Origin of the sequence: Sharpea azabuensis DSM 18934 (assembly GCF_000702165.1) — a bacterium.
Lineage (GTDB): Bacteria > Bacillota_I > Bacilli_A > Erysipelotrichales > Coprobacillaceae > Sharpea > Sharpea azabuensis.
Genome location: NZ_JNKU01000006.1, coordinates 24563 through 50573, shown reverse-complemented (window position 1 = coordinate 50573; position 26011 = coordinate 24563). Strand labels below are relative to the sequence as shown.

The 26011-nt window shown below is 36.7% G+C and carries 22 protein-coding genes and 1 riboswitch; of the genes, 13 read left to right on the top strand and 9 right to left on the bottom strand.

Annotation, left to right across the window (positions count from 1 at the left end; genetic code table 11):
- Positions 1–200 precede the first annotated feature (200 nt).
- Together T529_RS12445 and T529_RS0102680 are read right to left on the bottom strand one after the other, a co-directional pair.
- Positions 201–569 (bottom strand): helix-turn-helix domain-containing protein, encoded by a 369-nt coding sequence (locus T529_RS12445; protein WP_051646811.1) that lies wholly within the window; start codon positions 567–569, stop codon positions 201–203.
- Positions 570–672: 103 nt separating this feature from the next.
- Positions 673–1800, bottom strand: a complete 1128-nt coding sequence (locus tag T529_RS0102680; RefSeq protein WP_238560773.1) for an O-antigen ligase family protein — start codon at positions 1798–1800, stop codon at positions 673–675.
- Between the two features lie 158 nt (positions 1801–1958).
- Here T529_RS0102680 and T529_RS0102675 point away from each other — a divergent pair, with 158 nt between their 5' ends.
- Positions 1959–2894: a TRM11 family SAM-dependent methyltransferase gene (locus T529_RS0102675; RefSeq protein WP_033162080.1), complete on the top strand. Its 936-nt coding sequence runs from the start codon at positions 1959–1961 to the stop codon at positions 2892–2894.
- A complete protein-coding gene (locus T529_RS0102670; RefSeq protein ID WP_033162079.1) occupies positions 2891–3757 on the top strand; it encodes a diacylglycerol/lipid kinase family protein in 867 nt (288 codons plus the stop codon). The genes T529_RS0102675 and T529_RS0102670 overlap by 4 nt, the downstream gene beginning before the upstream one ends.
- On the opposite strand, the gene T529_RS0102665 is transcribed toward T529_RS0102670, so the two are convergent.
- Positions 3714–4586: a LysR family transcriptional regulator gene (locus T529_RS0102665; protein ID WP_033162078.1), complete on the bottom strand. Its 873-nt coding sequence runs from the start codon at positions 4584–4586 to the stop codon at positions 3714–3716. The genes T529_RS0102670 and T529_RS0102665 overlap by 44 nt on opposite strands.
- A 91-nt stretch (positions 4587–4677) precedes the next feature.
- On the opposite strand from T529_RS0102665, the gene T529_RS0102660 reads away from it, so the two are divergent.
- Together T529_RS0102660 and T529_RS0102655 are read left to right on the top strand one after the other, a co-directional pair.
- Positions 4678–6390 (top strand): ABC transporter ATP-binding protein, encoded by a 1713-nt coding sequence (locus T529_RS0102660; protein ID WP_033162077.1) that lies wholly within the window; start codon positions 4678–4680, stop codon positions 6388–6390.
- Positions 6380–8125 (top strand): ABC transporter ATP-binding protein, encoded by a 1746-nt coding sequence (locus tag T529_RS0102655; protein WP_033162076.1) that lies wholly within the window; start codon positions 6380–6382, stop codon positions 8123–8125. Before T529_RS0102660 ends, T529_RS0102655 begins: the two co-directional genes overlap by 11 nt.
- A 49-nt stretch (positions 8126–8174) precedes the next feature.
- Here T529_RS0102655 and T529_RS0102650 read toward each other — a convergent pair whose 3' ends face one another.
- The 3 genes from T529_RS0102650 to T529_RS0102640 all read right to left on the bottom strand — a co-directional run bounded on the left by T529_RS0102650 (position 8175) and on the right by T529_RS0102640 (position 15177).
- Complete coding sequence (locus tag T529_RS0102650) at positions 8175–8909, bottom strand: alpha/beta fold hydrolase (protein ID WP_033162075.1); 735 nt, start codon at positions 8907–8909, stop codon at positions 8175–8177.
- Between the two features lie 78 nt (positions 8910–8987).
- Positions 8988–12557 (bottom strand): UvrD-helicase domain-containing protein, encoded by a 3570-nt coding sequence (locus T529_RS0102645; RefSeq protein ID WP_033162074.1) that lies wholly within the window; start codon positions 12555–12557, stop codon positions 8988–8990.
- The gene (locus T529_RS0102640; protein WP_033162073.1) at positions 12544–15177 is read right to left on the bottom strand and encodes a PD-(D/E)XK nuclease family protein; all 2634 of its coding nucleotides are present in this window, start codon (positions 15175–15177) and stop codon (positions 12544–12546) included. The genes T529_RS0102645 and T529_RS0102640 overlap by 14 nt, the downstream gene beginning before the upstream one ends.
- Before the next feature lie 208 nt (positions 15178–15385).
- Between T529_RS0102640 and T529_RS0102635 the strand changes: the two genes are divergently transcribed.
- Positions 15386–15814, top strand: a complete 429-nt coding sequence (locus T529_RS0102635; protein ID WP_051646809.1) for a flavodoxin — start codon at positions 15386–15388, stop codon at positions 15812–15814.
- A gap of 26 nt (positions 15815–15840) precedes the next feature.
- Here the strand turns inward: T529_RS0102635 and asnA are convergent, their stop codons facing one another.
- Positions 15841–16854, bottom strand: coding sequence for an aspartate--ammonia ligase (asnA, locus tag T529_RS0102630; RefSeq protein WP_033162072.1), 1014 nt, complete (start codon positions 16852–16854; stop codon positions 15841–15843).
- A 189-nt stretch (positions 16855–17043) separates the two neighbouring features.
- On the opposite strand from asnA, the gene thrC reads away from it, so the two are divergent.
- From thrC to T529_RS0102590, 8 genes are all read left to right on the top strand, one after another.
- Positions 17044–18528, top strand: coding sequence for a threonine synthase (gene thrC, locus T529_RS0102625; RefSeq protein ID WP_033162071.1), 1485 nt, complete (start codon positions 17044–17046; stop codon positions 18526–18528).
- 1 nt (position 18529) lies between these two features.
- The gene (gene thrB / locus T529_RS0102620) at positions 18530–19423 is read left to right on the top strand and encodes a homoserine kinase (RefSeq protein WP_033162070.1); all 894 of its coding nucleotides are present in this window, start codon (positions 18530–18532) and stop codon (positions 19421–19423) included.
- Between the two features lie 58 nt (positions 19424–19481).
- Entirely contained in the window at positions 19482–19898 is a 417-nt protein-coding gene (gene pth2, locus T529_RS0102615; protein ID WP_173320779.1) for an aminoacyl-tRNA hydrolase, read from the top strand.
- Position 19899: 1 nt separating this feature from the next.
- Entirely contained in the window at positions 19900–20658 is a 759-nt protein-coding gene (locus T529_RS0102610; RefSeq protein ID WP_033162068.1) for a histidinol-phosphatase, read from the top strand.
- Between the two features lie 46 nt (positions 20659–20704).
- Positions 20705–20950, top strand: a complete 246-nt coding sequence (locus tag T529_RS0102605) for a hypothetical protein (RefSeq protein WP_033162067.1) — start codon at positions 20705–20707, stop codon at positions 20948–20950.
- A gap of 12 nt (positions 20951–20962) precedes the next feature.
- A complete protein-coding gene (locus tag T529_RS0102600) occupies positions 20963–22192 on the top strand; it encodes a hypothetical protein (protein ID WP_033162066.1) in 1230 nt (409 codons plus the stop codon).
- Positions 22189–23058 (top strand): alpha/beta hydrolase, encoded by an 870-nt coding sequence (locus T529_RS0102595; protein ID WP_033162065.1) that lies wholly within the window; start codon positions 22189–22191, stop codon positions 23056–23058. Before T529_RS0102600 ends, T529_RS0102595 begins: the two co-directional genes overlap by 4 nt.
- Before the next feature lie 24 nt (positions 23059–23082).
- Positions 23083–23129, top strand: a riboswitch (PreQ1 riboswitch).
- A gap of 88 nt (positions 23130–23217) precedes the next feature.
- Entirely contained in the window at positions 23218–23709 is a 492-nt protein-coding gene (locus T529_RS0102590) for a QueT transporter family protein (RefSeq protein ID WP_033162064.1), read from the top strand.
- Positions 23710–23827: 118 nt separating this feature from the next.
- On the opposite strand, the gene T529_RS0102585 is transcribed toward T529_RS0102590, so the two are convergent.
- Positions 23828–24256 (bottom strand): DUF5684 domain-containing protein, encoded by a 429-nt coding sequence (locus T529_RS0102585; protein ID WP_033162063.1) that lies wholly within the window; start codon positions 24254–24256, stop codon positions 23828–23830.
- A gap of 1 nt (position 24257) precedes the next feature.
- Positions 24258–26006 carry an aminopeptidase P family protein gene (locus tag T529_RS0102580; protein ID WP_338010835.1) on the bottom strand — a complete coding sequence of 583 codons (1749 nt, stop codon included), beginning with the start codon at positions 26004–26006 and terminating at the stop codon, positions 24258–24260.
- Positions 26007–26011: the final 5 nt, after the last annotated feature.

The window sequence follows — 26011 nt, the reverse complement described above, 5'->3', positions numbered from 1 at the left end:
CAGGAGAGTATGCAAAAGCTCTGCTTTCAGAGGGTTTTTTAAAAATTCTCACTAAAAGTTCCTGTTTCTGGATTGTAGGTCTAGATGCCGTGTGGTGCGCCGACATCACCTACATCTGGACCTATGAGGATGGGTTCGCATTTTTTTATTTTGTACTGAAACTGTTTATATATTTAGAACTGTGATAAAAAGAGCTTGAATTATTCAAGCTCTTTTTTATCAGGAGTTGATTGTAGACTTTTAATGAGAAGAATTATTTTAAGAATAGATTTTTTATCCATTGGATCAGTAAAGGTTGAAAGCTCTTGTATGATTTCTCTATCTATGAATTCTAAATCATCTGATGATGGAAGAATTTGTTCATCAAAGAACTCTGTTAATGACATACAAAAGGCTTGGGCAATGTGTGTAATGACATGAAATGTTGGATTCTTTGTATTGCGTTCTATATCTCCTAAATAAGCCGTCGTAACACCCACCTTTGTCGCTAATTTCTCTTGACTCCAGCCTCTGTTTTCACGTAGTGTCTTAACACGACCACCCAAATTATAGTTTACATTTTTAGACATAACTATAGTTTACTTCACATCAATCCTTTCTTCAATTCACTATAGTTTGTATAAAAAGACAAACTATAGTATGTATTGTAATAATAAAAAATAGCTATTAAAGCTATTTTTTATACATATCAATCTCTTCACGATAAATATCAAAACTACTGATGACCATAAAGAGCGTAAAGCTTGTCTGAATGAAAAAGATTGTATAATCAAGTAAGCCATGAATATATGTCATGACAATCAATCCAATGATTAATGCTACAAGGGTATCGTTTTTATGAAGCTTATAAGTGATATATGTTCTTTTGATACAGCTGATAAAATAAGGTAATATCATAAGAATACCGACAATCCCAAATGAGAGAGGGGGATCGAGGAAGATGTTATGGGCATGCTGAGTATTATGACCGTTGTATTGCTTCCAGATATGCATATAAGTCAATGGACCTTCACCAAAGAGCGGATGATCTTTGATGGATGCTATGGCGGCACGCCATATTTTTTGTCTTACTCCAAGATATTTCGTAATATTGCTTGCACGTGGAATATAGCTCTTATGGGTGAAGAGGAAGCCTGCTGAGGCCATCCCACCTGCCACAATAAGGCCAAAAAGCTTATAGAAATGCGCAAACAACAACATGATGGCAAGTCCGGCAAGCATGGCTGGCCAAGCTGTACGACAGCCTGAAAGGACTAATGTGAAGAGGTTGATGAGAATAATAATGCAATAACCACCAATCTTCTTAAAGTTTACATGTTCTTCTTGAGTTAATCGCAATATCTTATAGAAGGCAATACCTACCCAGAATTCAATCATCATGGCATAATAATTCGCATTAAAATAGAATGAATCCACTCTGTTCTTTGGAGTATTGAAAATAATAAGTTCAAAGCCATCAATATTAAATCGATGAAGAATAATAAAGTACTGAATGATGGCAACAAGTGCGGCTACAAGCGAAAGAATGAGTGTTGTATCCATAAAGAATTCAAAGCTCTCAGCACTGATATGCTGGCGGTAGTATACGGCAAAACTGCCGAGCATCAAGATTCCTACTGTTACTAAGATACCAAGATAGTTCTGATAAAAGAGCGAGACAATTGCAAGTAAAGCACAGAAAAACAATATGAAATAACTAGCTTTCGTATTCTTATATGCTTCAACAAGCTCTCCTCTCTTTAATAAAATAATCAGTTCAATAGCGTGTACAATAAGCGTTATATAAAAAGGTAAAAACAAAGCGCCAAAGGCAATAAAGAGGAAAAGCTGTGGTGTATCTAATTTCTCTTTGAGCCTACTTATATACTGGTTAATAATAACACCCCCTAGATTTCGAGAATATTTTACTATTTATCAATATTCATGACAATGACTTCTAAAAAAGATATACTGAGTACATGAACTATTTATATATATTAAATTACTTTGAACCTGATGAAGAGAATATTTGTCAGGAAGAATTTCAAGTCTTTTTTCAACAACCTTTTACATCTCGTTATCACTTCTCACAATTGGATATTCCTTTTACCCGTTCAGTCTTTATTAAAGATCGACTCACTATTCTTGCTTCTTCTACTTCAATATCGCTACTTTTAAAAGAAGTAGAGAAATTAAAACTGTATTCTGATTGTTTTAAAGTTATCTATTATAAGAATGCTTTAACACATTTAGACTATCGTACTTCTTTAAGCTATTGTTCTAAGCTATCTGAGGTTATTGGTGGTGATACTGATCTTGTTCATCCTAAAGATATCTTTGCCTTGACTTATATTGAAGGTGTTTATTACTTTGGTCAGCTTGAAAAGAATAGAGAATGGCATCATTATGAACATAAGCCATATTCCTATTCCCATTCCTTATCTATTAAGGCAGCACGCTGTGCCATTAATCTTGGAAATGGAATACATAATGATTTAAAAATTATTGATCCATGCTGTGGAGTTGGGACGGTTGTATTAGAAGGTTTAGCTATGGGATTGGATATCAGGGGCAGTGATATCAATCGCGATGTAAGCTATAAGGGGCGTTTAAATGTTGAATACTTTGGCTATGATCCATTGCTTATTACAAAACGTGATATTCATGATATAACTGAACATTATGATCTATCCATTATTGATGTACCCTATGGTGTATATTCCCATATTTCAAAAGAACAACAGCTTGATTTGATCAATGAAGCATGTCATATTGCGTCTAAGTGTGTGGCCATCACACATGTTGAGTATGATGAGGAGTTTAAAGCCATGCAGTTAAATTATCATCATAAGTGCTATTTAAGAAAAGGGAACTTCTATCGCTATTTCTATGTACTCGAAAGGAAGAATGTATGAAACATGTATTCTTATTAAAATCTGAAGGAACAACACATTCCTTCTTGCCAACGATTCATAAAATCATGAAAGGATATGATTATGATATTCATATCTCACAGTATCCAAACCATGTCATAAGTATCATGAAGGAATATAGAACACCGGTACGTGTATATGCAGTTGGTGGAGATGGCTTTATGAATCAGGTTGTTCAGGCACTTGTTCATACGAAGCATGAAATGGTTGTCATTCCTTATGGTACAGGCAATGACTTTTCTCGCTATGTCAATAATGGCGTGAAGAAAGCCGAAGACGTCCTTAGAGAATCCTTGCAATGGCATGCACAAAGAATTGATACTGTGAAAATGAATGACCTCTATTATATCAATTCTGGCTGTTTTGGAATTGATGCTGCCATTGCCAATCATGTTCATGATGTTGTCAATGTACCCTTTATTCCAGAGTCAAAGAGTTATATTCTTTCTATTCTAAGAAATATCAAGAGCTACGATTTTAACTATGTCACGATTAAAAGTAACCAACAGGTTTTATATGAAGGACAGGTGACATTATGTGCCATCAACAATGGACATTATTATGGTGGTGGTTTTGAAATCACCCCACAAGCGTCATTAACTGATGGTTATCTTGATCTTGTAGTTTTAGAGAAAATCCATAAGTTCAACGCTCCTTATTACATTCGGCATATTCTTACAAGAACGCTTTCCAATATCAAAAAGACCCACACCTTTAAGGTGCAGGCCTGTGATGTCTATTGTCATTGTTCAGGTAATTTTGATGGTGAAGAGATATTGAGTCACCATTACCATTTTGAAATTAATGCGGGCTCTTTAAGCCTTGTGTGCCAAAGAGTCTTATAAATTCTTTCGCTCGTTGAGATATTTCATCATCTTTACGCATGGCAATCGATACCGCTGTATAAAGGGCTTCATCTTCAAGCTCAACAGCTTTTAAATTCATATTTTCAATGAGGGGTAATGCTGTCTTAGGAATAATGGCAATCTGAGAAAGGACATGGCTCCAGAAGATGGATGTACGACAATCATCAGCCTGAATATGAATGTTGGGGTTGAAAGAAAGCGTATTGATGGCATATTCTGTTATTACGGAATGATATCTGCGATGTACGATTAAAGGATAATCTTTATAGTCAATAAGATGATTCTTCTTTTCATCAATAATTTCCTGAGGACCAATGGCTACCATTGGTTCTTTTTCAAAGAAGTATGCTTTAATGTTTAATCCATCAAAGGGTGTTCTAATAAAACCGATATCAATATCGTGGGCAAGAAGATTATCAATAATTTCTCTTGTTGTACCTTCTTTAATACGAAGATGAAGGGTTGGATTATCTTTAATATAATTAATGACAGCATTTTCATGAAGCAAAGGACTATTGGAAGAAGTGACACCTATACGTAATGTCTCCTTCGACACATTCTTCATCTCATGGAGAGTGAGTTCTTCAAGCGCAAGCATCTGACAAGCACGGCGATAAAATAAACGTCCAGCACTTGTAAGTGTGACATGACGGCGTCCACGAATCAACAAACCAGTGCCTAGCTCTTCTTCCAGGCTCTTAAGTTGCATTGATAGAGGTGGCTGGGCCATATGTAATTTAATAGCAGCTTTAGAGATCGTTCCTTCATCGACAATAGTCTTAAAATAGAGCATCTGTTTAATATCCATAAGCATATCTCCTACGTATAATATTAATATCTAACATATATTTGTAATATAATACTAAAAAACTTATAATTTGACAAGAAGGAGAAGGAAAATGTTCTGGAAAAAATATTTTAAGCCTTATAAATGGCAAGGCATTCTCGGTTTTTTCTTTAAGCTTGTTGAAGCTTTTTTTGAATTGATGGTGCCCGTTGTAGTTGCCAAGATTATTGATCAGGGTATTGCGAAAGGCAATACGACATATATTATTCATATGGGCATTGTGATGTTTGTTTTAGCTTTGGCTGGCTATGGGTCAGCCATCATCTGTCAATACTTTGCCTCTTTGACATCCCAGGGAATGGGAACGTTGATGCGTAGAGATATGTTTGAAGCCATCAATAACTATGATTATGAAGATTTGGATACTTTAGGTACACCTACACTTATTACAAGAATCACTAATGATGTCAATCAGCTTCAATTAGCGATTGCCATGACAATTCGCTTACTGTCACGTTCACCATTTATCATTATAGGTTCACTTGTAATGGCCTTTATTCTTAACTGGCAGGTTGGCTTAGTTTTCTTAGTCATCTCACCACTGATTGCCCTCGCTATATACTTTGTCATGAGCCGCACACAGCCTATTTATCATCGTATTAATAAGTTAATGGATAAGATTAGCTTGATTACGCGAGAAAACTTATCCGGTGTACGTGTTATCCGTGCATTTAATAAGCAAGAAAATGAAAAGAAGCGTTTTATCGAAACGACGAAGACACAAAAAGATGAACAAGTTCATGCTGGCTATTTATCATCACTGATGAATCCGGCTACAACTGTTATTGTTAATACAGGTATTATTTTGATTCTTTATGTCAGTGCAATTAAAGTCAACTTAGGGACATTAACACAGGGGGAAGTTATTGCCTTAATTAACTATATGAACGCAATTATGCTTTCTATGTATGCCTTTGCGAATGTTATTCTTATTTATGTCAAGGCGACAGCAGCTTCACAGCGTGTTCAGGAAGTTTTAAGTCTTAAGCCAAATATGGTTGAAGGAAGTCAAGATATGCCTGATAGCTACAACCACCTCATTACATTTGACGATGTAAGCTTCAGCTATAAAGAAGGTCAGGCTCTTGAGCATCTTTCATTTACTATTAATGAAGGAGAAACAGTGGGTATTATTGGCGGTACTGGTTCAGGCAAGAGTACGCTCGTTAATTTGATTCCTCGTTTCTATGATGCCACAGAAGGTCGTATTCTCATTAAGGATCAACCTATCGAAGATTACCATTACGATACATTGCGACATATGATTGGTATTGTTCCCCAGTCAGCAACACTCTTTAGTGGCACAATTAAAGAGAACTTGCTTTGGGGCAATAGCAGTGCAAGTGATGAAGATCTCAATAATGCCATCAAGATATCCCAGGCAAAGGAATTTATCGACAAGTTACCTGATGGCTTAAAAACAAAGATAGAAGCAGGCGGAAAGAATGTCTCTGGTGGACAGCGTCAGCGCCTGACAATTGCGAGAGCTCTTGTCAGAAAGCCAGAAATTCTCATTCTTGATGATTCAGCAAGTGCCCTTGATTTTGCGACCGATGCAAAACTTCGTCGAGATATCAAGAAAATGCATGCAACATCCATCATCGTTTCCCAGCGTGTCTCTGCCATTATGAATTCGGACAAGATTCTTGTCCTAGATCATGGTAAGCTTGCGGCAATGGGTACACATGATGAACTCTTACAGACATGTACGCTCTATCAAGAAATTGTGAAATCACAGATGGAAGGAGAGAACAATGAAAAATAAAAATACACTCATACGCCTAATGCGTTTTATCTCTCCTTATAAATCCTATCTTATCTTTGCCTTAATCTTCTCTGCTATCAATATCGTTTTTACTTTGATGACACCAGTGCTCATTGGTCGTGCTATTGATACAATGATTGGTAAAGGAAAAGTCAATTTCTCTTATCTTTCTATTCGTATTGTACAGATTATTATTACTGTTATTCTAGCTGCTATCACTAATTATCTTGTTGGTCGTTTTTCTTCAAAGATGACATTCGAAATTACGAAAGATTTACGTGATCAGTTATTTGCGAAATATCATGCTTTACCCCTTAAATATATCGATTCTCATTCTCATGGTGATCTTATGAGCCGTATGATTGCAGATATTGATTTAATTTCTGATGGCTTGCTGCAGGGCTTTACAAATCTCTTTGCCGGAGTAGCAACCATCATTGGGACAATAGGCTTCATGCTGGCCATTAATATCAAGATTGCATTAATTGTAATCATATTAACACCTATTTCCTTAATCGTCTCAAGCCAGATAGCCACAAGAGTCTATAAATATTTCCAGGAACAGTTAGCTATACGTGGTGAGCTTTCTGGTTATGTAGAAGAGATGATTGGTAATCAGAAGGTTGTTAAGGCTTTCTCACATGAGGAAGTCAATAAAGCAGCTTTTGATGAAATCAATCAGCGTCTATTTGTCAGTGGTGTCAAGAGTCAGTTCTTAGGTGCACTTGTCAACCCTTCAACACGTTTCGTGAATGCCATTGTCTATGCAGCTGTGACAATCTTTGGTGCTTTCACAGTACTAAATGGTGGTATTACAGTTGGTGCACTTTCTTCATTCTTAACTTATGCCAACCAGTATACAAAGCCATTCAATGATATCTCCAATGTCTTTACTGAACTAGAGACAGCCTTAGCCTGTGCTGATCGTGTCTTTAAGATTATTGATGAGGATGAAATTGTTGAACCAAGAAATGCTAGTACAATAGAACATCCACAAGGTGATATTAAGATTGATTCACTTCAATTCTCCTATGTACCTGAAAAACCACTTATTGAAGACTTTCATCTTGATGTTAAGGCAGGTCAGACAATCGCAATTGTTGGTCCAACAGGATGTGGTAAAACAACATTGATTAACTTGTTGATGCGTTTCTATGAGCCATTAAAGGGAACCATTACTATTGATGGCGTCAATATCCAAGATATGGACCGCCATTATATGCGTTCCCTCTATGGCATGGTTTTACAGGATACATGGCTTTTCAAGGGCTCAATTAAGGACAATATTGCCTATGGTTCTACAAATCCAACGGATGAACAAATCATTCAGGCAGCCAAGAATGCCCATGCCCATAAATTCATTATGCAGCTTAAAGATGGTTACGATGCTTTGCTTCAAGAAGAAGGCAGCAACCTCTCCCAGGGCCAGCGTCAGTTATTATGTATTGCCCGTATCATGTTGGCTGATCCACCAATGTTGATATTGGATGAAGCAACATCATCGATTGATACAAGAACAGAACGTCAGATTCAGTCAGCCTTTGATGAAATGATGAAGGGCAGAACAACTTTCATTGTTGCCCATCGTCTTTCGACAATTGAAAAGGCAGATAAGATTATTGTCATGAATGATGGCCATATTCTTGAACAGGGCACACATCAGGAATTGCTTGCCCAGCATGGCTTCTATCATAAGCTTTATTATTCACAATTCGATACTTCTACAAACAGTTAGCGTCATGCTAGCTGTTTTTTTGCGAAAAGAAAAGACTGGATAACCAGCCTTAGTTTCTAAATAAACGTTTTAATAAACGGACATAGTGATGAGGATGCTGCAAAGAGAACTGCCCATGTGTCATACCAAGAATCTGATACATTTGACTATATGGAATCGTCTCATTAATCAGACGTGCTGATAGACGTGTATTATGTGGCTCCTTTTCACCAAAGATAATCAATGTTCTTGCCGAAGTATTCTTTAATGTAGGAGGTAAAGTAAATTTATACTCTTCTTCAATATAGTGTTCAAAAGAAACACTTGAAATACTCTTAAGCGTTTCATGATAACGTGTATTAAGTTCCTTTGGAAGACCAGTAGCAGCAGCCTGACGAGATGTAAACCAGCGATATTTTGTGAGATTGGAAATCGATAAAGCTACCTTAGGGGCAAGGGAAGAAAGGCCTTTTGTAGGATAGAGGTCAACACTCTCAATAATCGCATAACTTGCGATATTAGAATTCTTGCTGAGGACTTCAAGGACAATCTTGGCGCCAAAAGCCAAACCACCTAATGCATAGACATGACCATCACATTTATTATGAATAAACATCATGATCTTATTTGCTTCATCTTCAATTGACTGAAACTCTTCATCAATGCCATCAAGTATCGGTAAGACAACATGGTATTCTTTCGCAAGCTCTTCCTTGATATCCGCATAAGCCCAATAAGATAATCCAATATCATGCACCAACATAATCGTTGGTAATTTTGGATTGCCATATTCTACAAATCTCATATTCTAACCTCTTCCTTTTCCTAACTATCCTGTCTCTTTAATTCTACAAAAAGTAAGGGAAATAAGCAATAATTTCCCCTATACTTCAATCATTTGATTTGTTTCTAAATAGTATACATAACCTTTTACAGGTTTATGAAATTGCTTAGTCAGTATTTCTTTATATGTTTCTAGCTGAATGCGATGCTTATCTTGTAGTGTCTTATAGGAATTTGAAGATGTGATGTGGTCAGTCTTGTAGTCTAGGACATAGACATCATCTCCATGAATAAAGACAATATCAAAGATACCATTGATGACTTGTTCTCCATTAAAATATCGAAACGGCTTTTCCTTATAGAATGTACTCTTCGCAATAATCTTATAGACATCGCTTTCTCTAAAGTCATCAAGATGATGCTGGTATTGATGAATAAGCTGATATTCATCATCAGTAAACATCCCTTCATCTTTGAGACGTGTAATAAGTGTTGTAAAGTCTGTTTCATCAAATGGACAATAATAAAGGACATTATGAACAAGTGTACCAAGACTTAAAGCATCTTCACGTCTTGATGACTGACTCTCGAGATGTTCAAAGCCTGCTTCATCAGCTAGCGCCTGTAGTTTTGTAACGGCGATAGAGCGTTCTTTGTCTTGATAGGGGTAGACATAGTTGTAATAATCTTGAACCTGGTGGTATTGGTCAATGGCATCAAGTGTTTGTTTTTGCGATATTGTGCTTGTAATCTCAGTTAAGCTTTTAATCTCAAGATGGAAACGTGCCAAGGCTGTTTCTTCATTATTGAGCTTTTTAAAGCCAGTACGTCTTAAATCAAGATTTGGAGTAATTGCAGGAATGTAGGACTTTAGGTCATTTTCTATATCAGGATGACGCATTAAAGCCATCATGATCCAGTCAAAGAAACAATTCACTTTTCTTAAATGATTGTTGAAAATGACGGTATTGTTGGAAGCACGATTAGGGTCACTCTCGTTAGCTTGTACTTTAGCTGCAAGATCGATAAGACGTGTTTCATCATCGATCACAGCAGTCATTACTAGTTTCTTTTCAGCACGGGTTAAAGCAACATAGAGAATACGCATTTCTTCATCAATAGCTTCTTTATGAATTGCCATGCCAATGAGATTACGATAAGGGTTTTCATATTCAACAAGAACATTTCCAAACTCATCCGTCTCTCTGAATTGACGATACTTGGAAGCAATACCATTAGCCTGATCCATTAAGATATAGGAAGTTTCATCAGCTGTATTAAATTTATGTTGCATATTTGAGAGGAAGACAACCTTAAACTGTAGACCTTTTGATTTATGTATCGTCATAAATTCAACAGCATTACTTTCATCACTGGCAATCTTACCTGGTGACTTCTGAACACCTGAGTCTACAAAGTCCACAAAATCTTCGAGATAACGATATTCATCACTTGAACGGGCAAGCTCAACCAAAGTATCGATATTACTAGAACGCTGTTCACCATTGATGAGTGAAGCAACAAAGTCCTGATAGCGACTTGCTTCTAGAATCGCAATGAGGGTTTCATATGGCGATGATGTTAAGGCTATTTTACGTAAGTTTTCAAAGGTATCGATAAAACATTCACTTTTGTATGTACCTGCCTTCTTCACATCTTCATAGAGGCTTTCTGGCTGTTCGCTTTGATCACGCATGGCAAGAAGTTCATTTTCATCAAAGTGTGAAAAGACAAAGTTATTGTGCAGTACACTAGCCATGGCAATATCATCATTGGGATTAATAAGTGCCTTCATTAAGGCGATAAGAGAAATGGCTTCATTGGAATCAAAGAGACCTTTGGAAAGTGTAATGTTGGCAGGAATGCCATAGCTTTCAAAGATTTTCTTGTAGGTAATAAAATCTGTTGTATTACGCATTAAGATGGCAAAGTCTTTGAATTCATAGCCTTCTTCTTCGTGCATCTTGATGATCTTAGAAGCAATCATGTGGGCTTCAAGTTCAGATTTTGTATACTCTTTTGTTTTCTCGCTAAATCCAATCATCACTTCGCTATCATAGTCATGAATCTGGCTTAATTCTTCTAAGCTCTTCTTTTTAACGACATAATCATATCTTAAAAGGGCATTAGGATCATTGAAATATTCAAGTCCACCAATTTCATTATCCATAATACAATCAAAAATATAATTAATACTATCAAGAACAGCCTTCTCACTACGATAGTTATGTTTTAAATCAATACGAATAAACTTATCTTGCTCAGTTGCATTTTCATAAGGCACATAGGTATCAAACTTTTCTTTAAAGATTCTTGGATCTGCCTGACGGAAACGATAGATGGATTGTTTCATATCACCAACCATAAACATTGGTACAACCTGTAAACCTTGACAATCATGAGCTTGTCCAGCCAGCTTCAAGACAAGGTTTTCCTGTATCTGGTTTGTATCCTGATATTCATCAAGCATGATTTCCTTAAGTGAGGCATTGATTGTTTTAAGTACAGGAAGATTATCTGAAAGCAGTCTTGTGGCATATTCTTCTAAATCATGGAAGTCAAGCTGATTGAGGCGCTTCTTTTCCTCAAGATAGGCAGCCTGGAAGGATTCCAGCAAGCCATCTTTTCCAAGCAAGAACTGAATATCTTGAAAGCTTAAGTTTAAAAGCTCTTCAAATTCATTAAGATCCTTAATCCAGATGATATCCTTCAGGTCATTGATTGGAGCCATAACTCTCTTCTTCAAATCATCATAACGTTTACGTTTTTCATCACCACTTTCTAGACCCATATCCTTCCAGGCCATATTGGCAGAAGGTGCAGGCTTGTCTTTGAGTAAGGATAAGAACGTATCATAAGTTAATCTGTGCTTAAAGGCATCAACATGACTCATAAGATATGTACTAAGCGATTCGGCAATCGATACTTTCTTTTCATTGCCAGTAAAGAAGCATTCAAAATTCTCTTTAGAACAATAGTTCTCTAGCGTATTGTAGTTAGAAAGGGCATCTTCAAAAGCATCCTTATAGCTTCTTACAAGTAAGTCAAAGATGGGTGAAGATGAGAAATCATCGATGTGATAGTAAGTATTATAGAATTCTTGTAAAGTTTCCTGAAAGTTGACATAGGAACCTGTGGAAGCATTGTAGTTAATGAGCGTTTTTTTTAAGTCATCAAAGTTATTTTTTAAGTTATGACGGCGGATATAATCCTGAAACTTGGGATTAACTATCCATTTATCAAAACATTGATCAAGAACAGTACTTTGAATAAGCTCAGGTGAAGCATTGACTTCAAAGCCAGGCATAACTCCAACAAGATAGCCATATTTCTCAAGTAATGCCTTACAGAAAGAGTCGAAGGTTGTCATATAGGACTGGGGAAGCTTGAGAAGCTGGCGTTCAATATGAGTTTTTGTATCATCGTCAATAGATGAATCAGCTAAGTCTTCATGAAGCTGCAAGCTTAAGCGTTGCTTCATTTCCTTACCAGCGGCATCAGTGAAAGTTAAGACAAGAAAGTTATCTATTTCATAACGGTCTTCTTCAATTAAACGACGCATTCTTTCAACAAGAATTCTTGTCTTACCTGAACCAGCTGGCGCACTGACAAGAATCGTCTTGCCCCTTGTCATAATCGCTTGTTCTTGTTCTTTATTAAAGCTGCTCATTTGCTTCCTCCTCCTTTAAAGTGCTGAGATATTTGCTTTTGATGAGCCTGTTTTCATTGTAGAAGACATCAAAAAGACAAACGCTCTTATAATCACAGAATGTACATGGATAGATGGATGGATTATTGTTGTCAGACTGAGTTGGAAGAATAGGAATATTGCCCGCTCTTAGTTTTTCATAGAGTTCAGTAATATAGTCTGTAATGAGTTTCATGATAAAATCCAATTTCTCCTGGGAAATAATATGACTGTGTTTATCAGGTGTACCATCTTTTTTTAAATTAACAGGAATGGAAGCTATATCACAAGCATTTGTGACTGTATACTTCTCATCATCAATGACATAGCCTTTCATTGTAAACTGGGCATGATATTTATTCAGGTCAAAGGCCGAGTGAAGGGTATATTTCTTATCAATCGCATGCGTTAGAATACGGCGTTTCATTGAATAATAAAGAATAGCTCCAGGATCTAGTTTTGTCTCTTTCTTCAACAAGTCGAGATAGACAAGCATCTGGATATTGAAGCCCTGAGCCGCAAAGTCAAGATTAAGATCCTTATCCCCGCTCTTATAATCAATAATACGCATATAGTGCTCAAAACAATCAACACGATCAATAATCCCACCAACAGGAATATCGCCAAACAATCCCTGAATAGGCTGTTCGTATCCTGTCACAGTAAAGGCATCATGATCCAACTGATTTCTTACAACCCTAACATTCACCTTCATATCTTCAACTAAGTGATCAATAAAGAATTTATTGATCATATTCGCTTGATATTTCTTTTCAAGATGATCATGAATATAATCAAAGGCATGTTCATGAACATGTTCAGGATCATCCAGACATTTTTCCATAATATAATGGGCAAGTGAACCTAATTCAGTAGGCTTAAGACTATCATCAATACGTGGATAAATACGTAAGCCATATTTAAGATAATACTGGAATGGGCACTTGTTGTAAGTTTCCATGCGACTTACACTCATACCCTTACCAAGACGATCACGATAAACTTCATCAATGATTTTAGCGTTATTCTTAGAAGCAATATAGTCATCAATAGCTTCATTAATAGGATGATCAGGCAGTCTTGAACCCCTTAAATAGAGCTGTTCATGATGTATCATCATATTAATAGAAGGTTCAGTGAGTTCATAAAGATCTTCAAAACGAGTCATAAGGGTAGACTTCATAACCTCCTTGCCATCCATATCAGCATTGCTGTAAGAAAGGGTAAGAGAGCGTAAAGGATTGTGAAGTGTACGAATAATCTGCATATAGATCAGCCCCTGACGTTCAATTAAAGAAAGAGGGCGAACTGTCATATGATTGAAATCTTCTTCAAGAAGAATACCTTCATCACTAATGATTTCAGGAACACTGCCTTCATTTAAGCCAAGAATATAGAGATGCTTAGGTGATGCACTTAAGGCGTGTTTGAAGTCAGTTACGATAATGGCATCATGAATAGGCTCACTCGCTTGATGACTGCTTAAGATATGTACAAGGAAGTAGAAGAATTCATAGGGGGTAATAGGATCATCACTATCAAATTGCATAAGTAAATCTTTATAGTCATTATTGAGATCAAGCTGAAGGAGTTCATGACTGATATCATGGAATGTCTGTGCCTGCATAGTAGGGAGGGCGTTTTTGATTTTGATGAATGAAGGATCATAATAGAAGAGTGTGGTATCTTCAATCGTATGGCTATAATGCCATTGATCAAAGATCGTCTTTAAATAATCCTGATACAAATCATCCTTGGTAATAACCATGAAATCAGAAAAATGGGCTTTCTCTTTCACAATCTTTTCTTTAATATCAGCTGTAACTTTTAATACTTCCTGGCGATAATTCCCACCTCTAATCACATGAGCTTCACCAATCTTATTAACAGGGACAATATCAAAGAGATGCTTGGCAATGATATCTTGATCGGTATGATAGTTGATGTAAGTCCCTTCATAGAAGTGATGAAGAACACACTCTAGACGCTCTTCTTTATCACAGCTTAAAAGCATTGTGACATGCGTATATTGATCAAGCTTTGTAAAGAGAGCGCGTTGACTTAAGCTAACATAGTCATCCCCAATGACATAGATATCTTCGCTGATACTTTCATCAATAAGATCAAGAGCAATCTCATCTAAAGAATAATACGTATCATCAAGATCAAGTAAACGATCAATAGCTTGAAGTTCAGCAAGCTTTTCAGCAGTAAGATCGTTATCAACATCTTCATATGGTATTTTGTTTTCGTGTAAGAGTTTTAAAGCCTTAATAATTTCATCAATTAAATTATATGGATTGGTTGAGAGCTTGAAAAACTGAAATGTATTTGTGAGTAAGATGTGTCTGATGTTGTAGACAAGTGTTGGGGTATTGTATATCTTTGTATTAAAGATATGTTTTCTGACGAGTAAGTCTCTTTCATAATTAATGAGTGACTTGATTTCAATATTGAAAAGAACATCAGTATGATGTAAGAATATGTCTTCGACATATTCAGGATGTTCTGTGATGATAACTGTAGGTGTTGATGTATTGGCAATCTCTTTAGCAAGTGTGTCAAGCTTGTGATAGAGATCAAAGCCTTCAATAATCTGCATAGCTATTCCTCCTAACCTCTATTCTAGCAGTTTTTAAAAGTGTTCGCATAAAAAAGGGTCGATATAATCCCAATATAGGGATTATATTTAAAAAGTTCAAAAATTTTTATTTCACAATGAACTGAGACGTTAACAGGGTAGAACTCACTATCAGATATTGGTAGAATGTGATTAGAAATCCATAAAACTATGAAAGAAGGTGAAAAAGATGAATGAGAAGATTGCGATTGCGTATTTTTCCCATACTGGAAATACAAAGCAGGCTGCTAAGAAATTACAAAGAGAAGTAGGCGGAGACTTGATAGAAATAAGAAAACGTCGACCTTATCGATCAAGTCAGAGAATGATGGTTATAAGAGCTATTCTGGATCGTCTTTCAGGTAGCTTGCCAGCCTTAAGTGAAATACCGCATATTAAGGATTATGACAAAGTCTATCTTGGCTTTCCTATCTGGTGTGGGCGTTGTCCTCAAATTATTATTAGCTTTGCGAAGCTTAGTGATCTTTATACGGGAACAATTATTCCCTTCTATACAAGTGGTGGATCTTTGGCTGGTAATAGCCAAGCTAAGCTTCAGCGTATCTATAAGCATGCGAAAGTAGAAGAACCTATCAACATGAACAAAAAAACCCAATAGAATGTTCTATTGGGTCTTCTTTTAGATTATAGAAGTGGAATGTTGTGTTCGCTGCATGTCTTGTATGTATCATCATCCCATAATGAAGCCTGAACTTCACCAATATGGCATTTTCTCAAGAAGTACATACAGATGCGGCTTTGGCCAATACCACCACCAATGGAAAGTGGGAGAACATGGTTAAGAATATTCTGATGATAAGGTAATGAGAGTCTTGCTTCTTCATGTGTCTTGGCAAGCTGTTCACGAAGTGCTTTTTCGTCTACACGAATACCCATTGATGATAATTCTAAGGCTTCATCAAGAACAGGGTTGTAGACAAGAATGTCACCATTGAGTTTCCAGTCATCATAGTCAGGTGCACGACCATCATGCTTCTTGCCAGATTTCAGGACATCACCAATCTGTTCAAGACAAACTGCTTTCTTTTCTTTGACAATCGCATTTTCTCTTTCCTTTGGTGTTAAATCTGGATAGAGGTCTTCAAGTTCCTGGGTTGTGATAAAAGTGATTTCTTCAGGAAGAAGAGGTTCTCCTAACTGTGGATAATGCTGGACCATAGTGAATTCAACATCAAGCAAAGCATAATAAATACGTTTGACTGTACGTTCAAAGAATTTTCTTGTGCGATCTTCAGGGTTAATAACAGCTTCCCAGTCCCACTGGTCAACATACATAGAATGCAGATTATCCAATTCCTCGTCTTTTCTAATCGCATTCATATCTGTATATAAACCTGTATGAGGCTTAAAGCCATAACGATGTAAAGCATCTCTTTTCCATTTCGCAAGGGAATGAATGATTTCAATATCTTCATCATGAAGTTCAATGCTTTGGAAGTGTACTGGCTGTTCTACACCATTTAAGTTATCGTTGAGACCAGTATTCTTTAAAAGGAATAATGGGGCTGATACACGTGTTAATCTTAACTGTTCAGCAAGTCTTCTTTCAAAAGTATCTTTGATCATCTTAACAGCAACTTCTGTTTCGATGAGGTTTAACTGAGGCTTATAATCCTCAGGAATTCTAATCTTACTCATAAATAATCTCCTGTCTTTTAATGCCTCCATAATATAATGATTAAAAGGAATATGCAATAAAATAATGAGGTATGTATTGAGAATCAAAATTTGAATGTATGAATTTATAAAAAATAGAAATATTAGAGTTAGAATTGACTTGAGATAGACAATTATATACAATGTTTTAAACGTTACAGGAGGATGGTTATGGATAAACTCTACAAAAGCACACGTGGTGGGCAGACACCAATAGATTTCTATAATGCAATCTTGCAGGGAATTGCCAGTGATGGAGGCCTATTGGTGCCTGATTTTGCGTTTGAAAAGAAAGATTTACATGCATTATTAAAGCTTGATTATGTTGATTTAGCGACAGAAGTGATTTCTGCATTTACACCGGATGGGACAAAGGAAGAAATTCGTGCTTTAGCAAAAGAGGCTTATGCGAGTGGCTTATTTGATGAAGGCGTTGTACCTCTCAAGAAGGCCGGCGGTCTCTATGTGGCAGAGCTATTCCATGGTCAGACAGCAGCCTTTAAAGATATGGCTTTATCACTCTTGCCACATTTCATGACATATTCATTAAAGAAAAAGGGTGAAAACCGTGAAGTCATGATTTTAGCAGCAACTTCAGGAGATACAGGTAAAGCAGCTCTTGAAGGCTTCAAGGATGTTCCTGGCACAACAATTAAAGTCTTCTATCCAATTGATGGTGTTTCGAATATCCAGAAACAGCAAATGGTAACTACAACAGGTAACAATGTAGAAGTTGTTGGTATTCATGGTAATTTTGATGATGCCCAAAGAGCTGTCAAGGAAGCTTTTGCGTCCGCCAAGCTTAAGGCTTTATGTGAAGAACATAATGTCTTCCTTTCTTCAGCCAATTCTATTAATATTGGCCGTCTTATTCCACAGATTGTTTATTATTTTCATAGCTATCTGACATTAGTAAGAGATGGAACAATTGAATTAGGTCATCAAGTGAATTTCACCGTGCCTTCAGGTAACTTCGGAAACTGTCTAGCAGGCTGGATTGCGAAGCAGATGGGTTTACCAGTTCATCGTTTCATTGTTGCTTCTAATAAAAATAATATCTTAACTGACTTCTTTAAGACAGGGGAATATGATGCCCGCAGAGAGTTCTATAAGACAAATGCGCCAGCCATGGATATCCTTGTCTCAAGCAACCTGGAAAGACTTGTATATTTCATGGTTAATGGTGATACAGCTAAGGTGAAGAGCTTTATGGATGAGCTCAATAAAGATGGTATTTACCGTATTGATGAAGAAACACTCAAGACTATTCAGGATCAGTTCAGCGCTGGTTTCTTATCTGAAGAAGAAGTTCTTGAAACAATTAAGACCGTCTATGTCGATCATGGCTATCTTCTCGATACACATACAGCAGTAGGATATGGTGTCTATGAAGAATACTTTAGAAATACAGGGGATACAACACCTACAGTTCTTCTCTCCACAGCTTCACCATATAAATTCCCAGAATCTGTTTATGAAGCATTAACTGGTAAAAAGGAAGATGTTTATCAGGCTATTGATGACTTACATAAGTTAACAGCCGTTGAAATCCCATATCCATTAAAGGGTATTAAGGATCGCAAGGTGCTTCATAAAGGGGTTATTGATAAAGAAGAAATCTTAGATTTTGTCGCTAAGAGAATCGAGGAACTCTAAGATGTATGTACGTGTAAGAGTGCCTGCGACAAGTGCCAACCTGGGACCAGGCTTTGACGTTGCTGGTCTAGCCGTTACTCTCTATAATACTTTCACTTTTGAATTACTGGATGAAGGCTTACAGATACTTGGCTGTCCTGAGCAGTTTGCGAATAAAGACAACATGACTTATCAGGCCTTTGATGAAGCAGCTAAGGAAGTTGGACTTGACTATAAAGGTGTGCGGATTGTCACAAGTGGGGATGTGCCTTATACAAGAGGACTTGGCTCTTCTTCAACATGTATTGTTGCCGGAATTGTTGCAGCCTATGCCTTTAAAGATCGCTATGAAGACCGTCAGGATATCTTGGAACTTGCGACAAAGATTGAAGGACACCCTGACAATGTTGCCCCAGCCATCTTTGGTGGCATGACGGTCTCAGTTATGGAAGATCACAAAGTCACAACACTCTCTTTACCAATAAAGAATGATTATCGCTTTGTCGCTCTTATTCCACCTTTTACACTTTCAACAGCTAAAGCACGTGCCGTATTACCAAATACATTAGAACGTGCTGATGCCATCAAGAATGTCTCACATCTTGCCTTGATGGTTGCATCACTGATCAATGGTTATGATCAGGGCTTAAAGCTCGGCTTTAAAGACCGTTTACATCAGCCCTATCGTGGGAAACTGATAAAGAATTATTTCCCAATTATGGATATATTAGAAAAAGATGATAAGATTCTTGGCGTTTATTTATCAGGTGCTGGACCAACAATCATGGCTATGATTAAAGCAGAAGATGATAAGGGTGTTGTAAGAATAAAGGAAGAACTTGGTGAACTGATTGAGGGCTGGAAAGTTGAAAAACTTGAATTAGATACCCGTGGTTATGTTTGCGATTTCCTCTAATCAACGTATAATAAGTAGGACTGAAGAAGTTCTACTTTTTTTATTATTGGGAGGCTTTATGTATACATCAAAACAAATGATTGTCATGCGCCGCGACTTGAAAATGCGAAAAGGTAAAATAGCTGCCCAGGCTGGACATGCCTGTGTTGAAGCTGTTTTGTTGGCATTAAAGAAAGAACAGCGCTTTAATGAAATAAAAGAACACAACAATTATGTCTATTTAGATACCAATGTTCATACCCCCTTAACAGACTGGTTCAATAATGGAGTAGCGAAGATATGTGTCTATGTCGATAGTGAAGAGGAACTTTTAGCTCTCGACAAAAAGGCAAAAGAAAAGGGCATCATTTCCTGCCTGATTCAAGATGCTGGTCATACGGAATTCCACAACCAGCCCACCTATACATGTCTTGCCTTTGAACCCCTTGAAAAAGAAGTTGCCGATGAATTAACAGGAGGATTGCCATTATATTAATATGAAGAATTATCATACACATACATACCGATGCCATCATGCCATCGGCTTTGAAAGAGACTATATTGAACAAGCTATTGATCAAGGCTTTACAACACTGGGATTTTCTGATCATGCCCCATGGCATTATGATTCATCCTTTAAACCTTTTATGCGCATGCAAGAGACCGAAATTGAAGATTATGTTTTAACCCTTAGAAAACTGCGTGAAGAATATCAGAATCGTATAGATATTAAGATTGGGTTTGAAGCTGAGTATTTTGAAGATAAGATGGCTTGGATGAAAGAAACGATTAAACGCTATGATATTGATTATCTGATTCTAGGTAATCATTATGATGGCAGTGATGAAGATGGGAGCTATTATGGCATGCCACCACAAACTCTCGAGTCTGTCACACGCTATTGTGATCAGGTGATTAAGGGCATGGAAACAGGACTTTTTAGCTATGTTGCTCATCCTGATGTCATCTATTATGATCAGCATGATCAAAGACATCTTAACGAACTAGAAAGACTATGCCTTAAAGCCAAAGAGCTTGACATCCCTCTTGAATTCAATATGCTTGGATACTTGCATAATCGTCATTATCCAAGTGCACCTTATCTTAAAATGGTTAGGGATATTGGCAATAAAATGATTGTCGGCTGTGATGCTCATGAGGCAAGTGCGATTGATGCCAATAAGATGAGGACTGTGATTGAACGTTTAAAGAAAGAAGGGTTCATACTAACGGATGAAATATCTTTCTTACGTTAGGGATTTTTCTTTAAACATGGTATAATGAAAACGTGAGGTTATGACTATGGATTTTTTAACAAATGCTTTAATTGAAGAACATTTAGAAGAATGTATGGAAATTGTGAAAGAAGAAATGCAGGATTATTATCTTGATGAAGATGAATATCCTATCCTGACAAGAGAAATCATGCTGACAGCACAAAGTGCTGGGGGAGACTTCTCTGAAGGCAATATCCGTTTCTATTGTGATGAATATAAAAAACATAATTTCTTATCACGTTTTAAACGCATGCATGATACAAATTACTAGCAGGAGGTCATTATGGCAAAGAGCGTAACAGAAGTACTCAAAGAATACCTCAAAGCCCATGAGAGTAAGCATATTGGCAAATATCGTTTCCGTGCAGCCTACCGTAGTGGTGATTTTGTCGTTAAAGGCATTTACTATATCATGGATAACTCTTTTCGTACGATTGAGATCTTTGTCGAACTGACAGTTATTGATGAAGAAGTTAATGTGACATTTTCCGAGAAGCTCAATGAACAAGAAAAACAATACATTACCAATGACCTGATCGAAAAAATCATTAATCGCCTACAAGACAAAAACTATCTTCACTATAGTCTTTATGAACGCTTTATCGATGAGAAACAGCCAACAGAAATTACAACAATATCACCAAGAGACTGGATTGATGTCCTAAACTTCATGAAATATCATTATGGCGTCAACCAGGAAACAAGTGATCGTTTCAATCGTCTCTTTAGACCAGCAATGGCTAATCTAAGAGAAAGTAAGCATTATGAAGAATATCTTGATGCCATCTATGCCTTTTTTGAAAATGTAGATTATCAATATGAATGGGGAAGTGGGAATTCCATCTATCTCGATACAGAATACCAATACCACCTCTTCTATTTAAGAGAAATACTCAAATCACTTTATGAGAATTTTGATGAATTCTATAACATGCAACCAGATAAAACCTATCGTATTATTAAATTGTTGTGTGATCATTATCGATTTGCGATGATGATTATGGTTGATTATATGAAGCGTATTATTGCACCATCAAGCACCCAGGATAAGCTTTTTGAACGTTTAGATCAGGATTATATTCTCTTTAGTGAAGAGACAAAGCATTTTAAAGATTATAATATTGTTTATTCCTATCTCTATTATCTCTATCATGATGATCATGAGAATTATCATAAAATTGTCGAAGATGTTATTCGTATTGTCGTTAATTATTATTTGACATATGTCAATCATGATTTAGATTTAGCTCTAGGTAATGCCTTTATTAAGAGTGAGGGCTATGAGACAATCGTAGAAATCTTCCATACAGACTACAATACAATGATCTTCACAGTCTTCCCAATTGAAAGCTTTCCTGATGAACTCAAGAATACCATCCGTGATGAATTAGCGAGGGCAATACGTTTCTTTGCAGGTAGAATGGACAATGATCAATATCGTATGTCATCATTAGAGCAGGTATTAAATATTAATCGATTATTATTAGATAATTTTAGGGAGTGGTACGAATGAAAAAACTATTAACAGCAACTTCAATTAGTCTTTTATCAACAGCTTCAGCTTATAAATTGACAGCTGACTTTACGCACAAAATGCTTTATCGTAATGTTGTCGTGAGAGATGACTTAAGTGATGTGGGTGCCAAGACGATTCGCTTAAAGAATCATAAGGGCTTAGAATTATGTGGGCATTTCTTTGAAAAGGAAAATACCAAAGCAACCTTAGTGATGTTACATGGCTTAGAGGAAGATGCGAGTGATCTTATTGAAGCAATGCATTATTTTGAGAGCATGTTGAATTGTAATATGTTGTTGTTGGATGCAAGTGCACACGGGATGAGTGATGGCTATATCCGTCAGTTTGGTTATGATGATGTCTTTGACTTAATGCTTTGGAATAAGTATTTATTGAAGAGATATGGAGAAAAGCATCATATTATCATGTATGGTAAGGGTATGGGTGCCAATACAATTTTAAATACAGCAGGTCTTAATAAGCTAAAGAATGTGGATTGTATTATTAGTGATGGTGCTTATAGCGATGTCTTAAGCTATCTTGCGGCCAAAGCCCAAAAAGCCATCAAATTACCTTCATTTATTACAAAACCAATCATGCGTACAATTGTTATGAATGAAACAGGCCGTGATCTTAAGGACATGGATACAATCAAGTATGTCGCTAAGAACAGCATTCCAACAATTTTCATTCATTCACGTCATAATCAGGATGTAGATGTCAAAAATGTCTATGCCCTTTACAACAATAACACTTCACCAAAAGAACTCTTTGTCGTCAGAGAAGATCATTTCTATGATATGAATCTTGATGATCCTTATGCGAAAGTCTTACCAGAATTCTTAAGTGAATATATTGCATAGTTTGTGTAACTATGGTATAGTGTACACGCACTGGTTCGAGAGCCAAACCCAGTATAAAAAACTAAGAACATGAAAAGTTTTTTACGCGACAAGGCTCATGCTTTGTCGTTTTTTTCATTGTTTGGCTTCTAACTGTTATTTAGAAGAAGGAGATGTTTTATGAAAATTGACACAAAGACGATTGCATTCAATGCAATCATTGCCGCAGTCTATGCCGCACTCACAATCTTGCTTGCACCTATTTCTTATGGAAGCATTCAGATGAGAATTTCAGAAATCATGGTATTTCTCGCATTCTACAATAAGAAATATATTCCTGGTCTTGTCTTAGGTTGTTTGATTGCGAATATTCCTAGTCCATTAGGTTTATGGGATATTTGTTTTGGAACTTTTGCGACACTCGTTGCCGTCATTGCAATTAATAAGTTACCAAACCGCTATTTAGGTGCATTGGCTGGTGCTATTGCGAATGGCTTAATTGTTGGATTGGAACTTGCGATTAACTTCCCATTAGGGAAAAACATGTTTGTGAACTATGGCTTAAATGCAGGTTATGTCTTTATTGGTGAACTTGTCATTTTAGTTATTGGTGCATTTGTATTTGGGATATTAGAGAAGAATAAACAAGTAGAAAACTTATTAGAAGCATAAACCAAAAGCGACACTTGATGCCGCTTTTTTTATTTATGAAACTGTAATAAAAAATATTGTAAAACATAATATGTCATTGAAGAAAAAGAGGTCTGCTAAGAGACCTCAAGTTCTAGGATTAACCTTGATATTCTGAAGAACCAAATCCAAGAATCAACAAGAAAATCGTATTAAAGAAGCATAAGCCTAGGCCAAAGAGAAAACCATGACCAAAGGCACTTGAAAGACGGAAATTGAAGATCAGGCAAGCTACTAAGAAAATCAGGATAAGTGCTAGTCCTACAAACATCAATAAAGCCCCAAGAGCAGGAATAGCTACTAAGCCTAAGCACAACAAGCCAATCCAGCCAAATAAGGAAACGATGCCAGGAAAACCAGCAATTTCAAAGAGTACCCATGTATTGACAACAGGAATGAGTGACAGAATGCCAGAACGACCAGCTTTGTTGAAAATCTTCCACATGGCAATAACTGTCAGAATCAAAACGATTAATCCTGCGGTTGGATGTTGTTCGAGATTGGGATAACGGTCATAAAGTGTATTCATTTTAAATCTCTCTTGTATAAATGCTTAACCATTCTCTTTCTTCATCGTTGAGTAATGGGGCAATCTTTTCGTAAACGAATTGATGGTAATCATTCAACATAGCCTTTTCTTCATCCGTCAACATGTTTGTATCAATACCATCTAAGTCTAGTGGGACATATGTAAGTGGTTCAAATCTTAAGAATGTGCCATATTCTGTTTCACCATCTTCTACACAGAGAAGTTCGTTTTCGTGGCGAATACCATAATGGCCTTCACGATAGTAACCTGGTTCATCACTTGTAATCATGCCAGCTTCAAAGACAGCATTTTCACCAGTACGTTGTTTTGGACGAATGCCTTGTGGACCTTCATGGACATTGAGTAAATGACCAACACCATGACCAGTGCCATGTTTGAAATCCTTGCCTTCTGCCCACATTGGTGCACGAGCATAGGTATCTAGGTTAATACCTGTCATGCCATGAGGGAAACGTGCATACATGAGATGGAGCCAGCTCTTTGCGACAAGTGTAAAGTCATGACGTTCTTCGTTTGAAAGATCACCTAGGACAAATGTACGTGTAATATCTGTTGTACCATCTAAGTACTGTCCACCACTATCAATCATCAACATGCCCTTATTGCTGATTGTGGCATTGCTTTCTTTTGTAGCCTGGTAGTGAATGATGGCACCATTGGAACCATAGGCACAGATTGTCGCAAATGAAGGTTCTAAGAAGAGGTCCTGTTCACGACGATAATCTTCAAGCTTATCAGCAACGCTTATTTCACTCATTGGTACATGACCAACATTGTGCTTGAGCCAGTACATAAAACGTGTTACGGCCACACCATCTTTGAGATGGGCATTTTTTGTATTGGCAATTTCCACTTCGTTCTTTGTGCTCTTGAAGTATTGTGATGGATTGATGCCATCGGCAATCTCACAATTGATGGATTCATAAAGTGCATAGTTAATCGCATTTAAGTCTACAAGCAATGTGCCTTCAAGCTTGCTTACATCTTCATAAATGGCATCATAGTCCTTAATCGTCACACCAATAGAAGCATAATAATCCTTCATTTCATCATCATAGACACCATTTTGTAGATAGAGAGCAGCTTTGTCTTTTTCAATAAGGGCAAAAGCTAATACTGTTGGAGAATATTCAATATCATTACCACGAATATTAAAGATCCAAGCAATATCATCTAAGGAAGAGACAAGATGGGCATCACAGCCATTCATATCCATATAGGAACGAATATCTTCAAGCTTAATAGATGCATCCACACCATGATACTTTGTATCATAGATAAAAGCTTTTTCATGAGATTTTTCTGGGCGATCATGCCATACTTGATCAGTGAAATCAATAGGATCAAGTTCTAAGCTATCATCCATGGCATTTTCTAGATCAATCACAAAACGGGCTGTCATGACCTTTGGATCAAAGGCAAGAACACTATTTTCATTTAAGTGTTCAACAAGGAATTCTTCAATTGTAGGAACACCAGGCTCAGCCATTTTCATGAGCTGAATACCGTCTTTAAGCTGTTTAGCGGCCTGAATGAAATAACGGCCATCAGTCCATAAATAGGCATCATCCTGTCCGATAACCAAAGTACCAGCAGAACCAGTAAAACCAGAGAGAAATTCTCTTACACGATAGTAATTTCCTACATATTCTGACTGATGATCATCATCAGTAGGAACAATGTAATAATCAATGTTGTTTTCTTTTAATAATTTCTGTAATTCTTTCATATTCA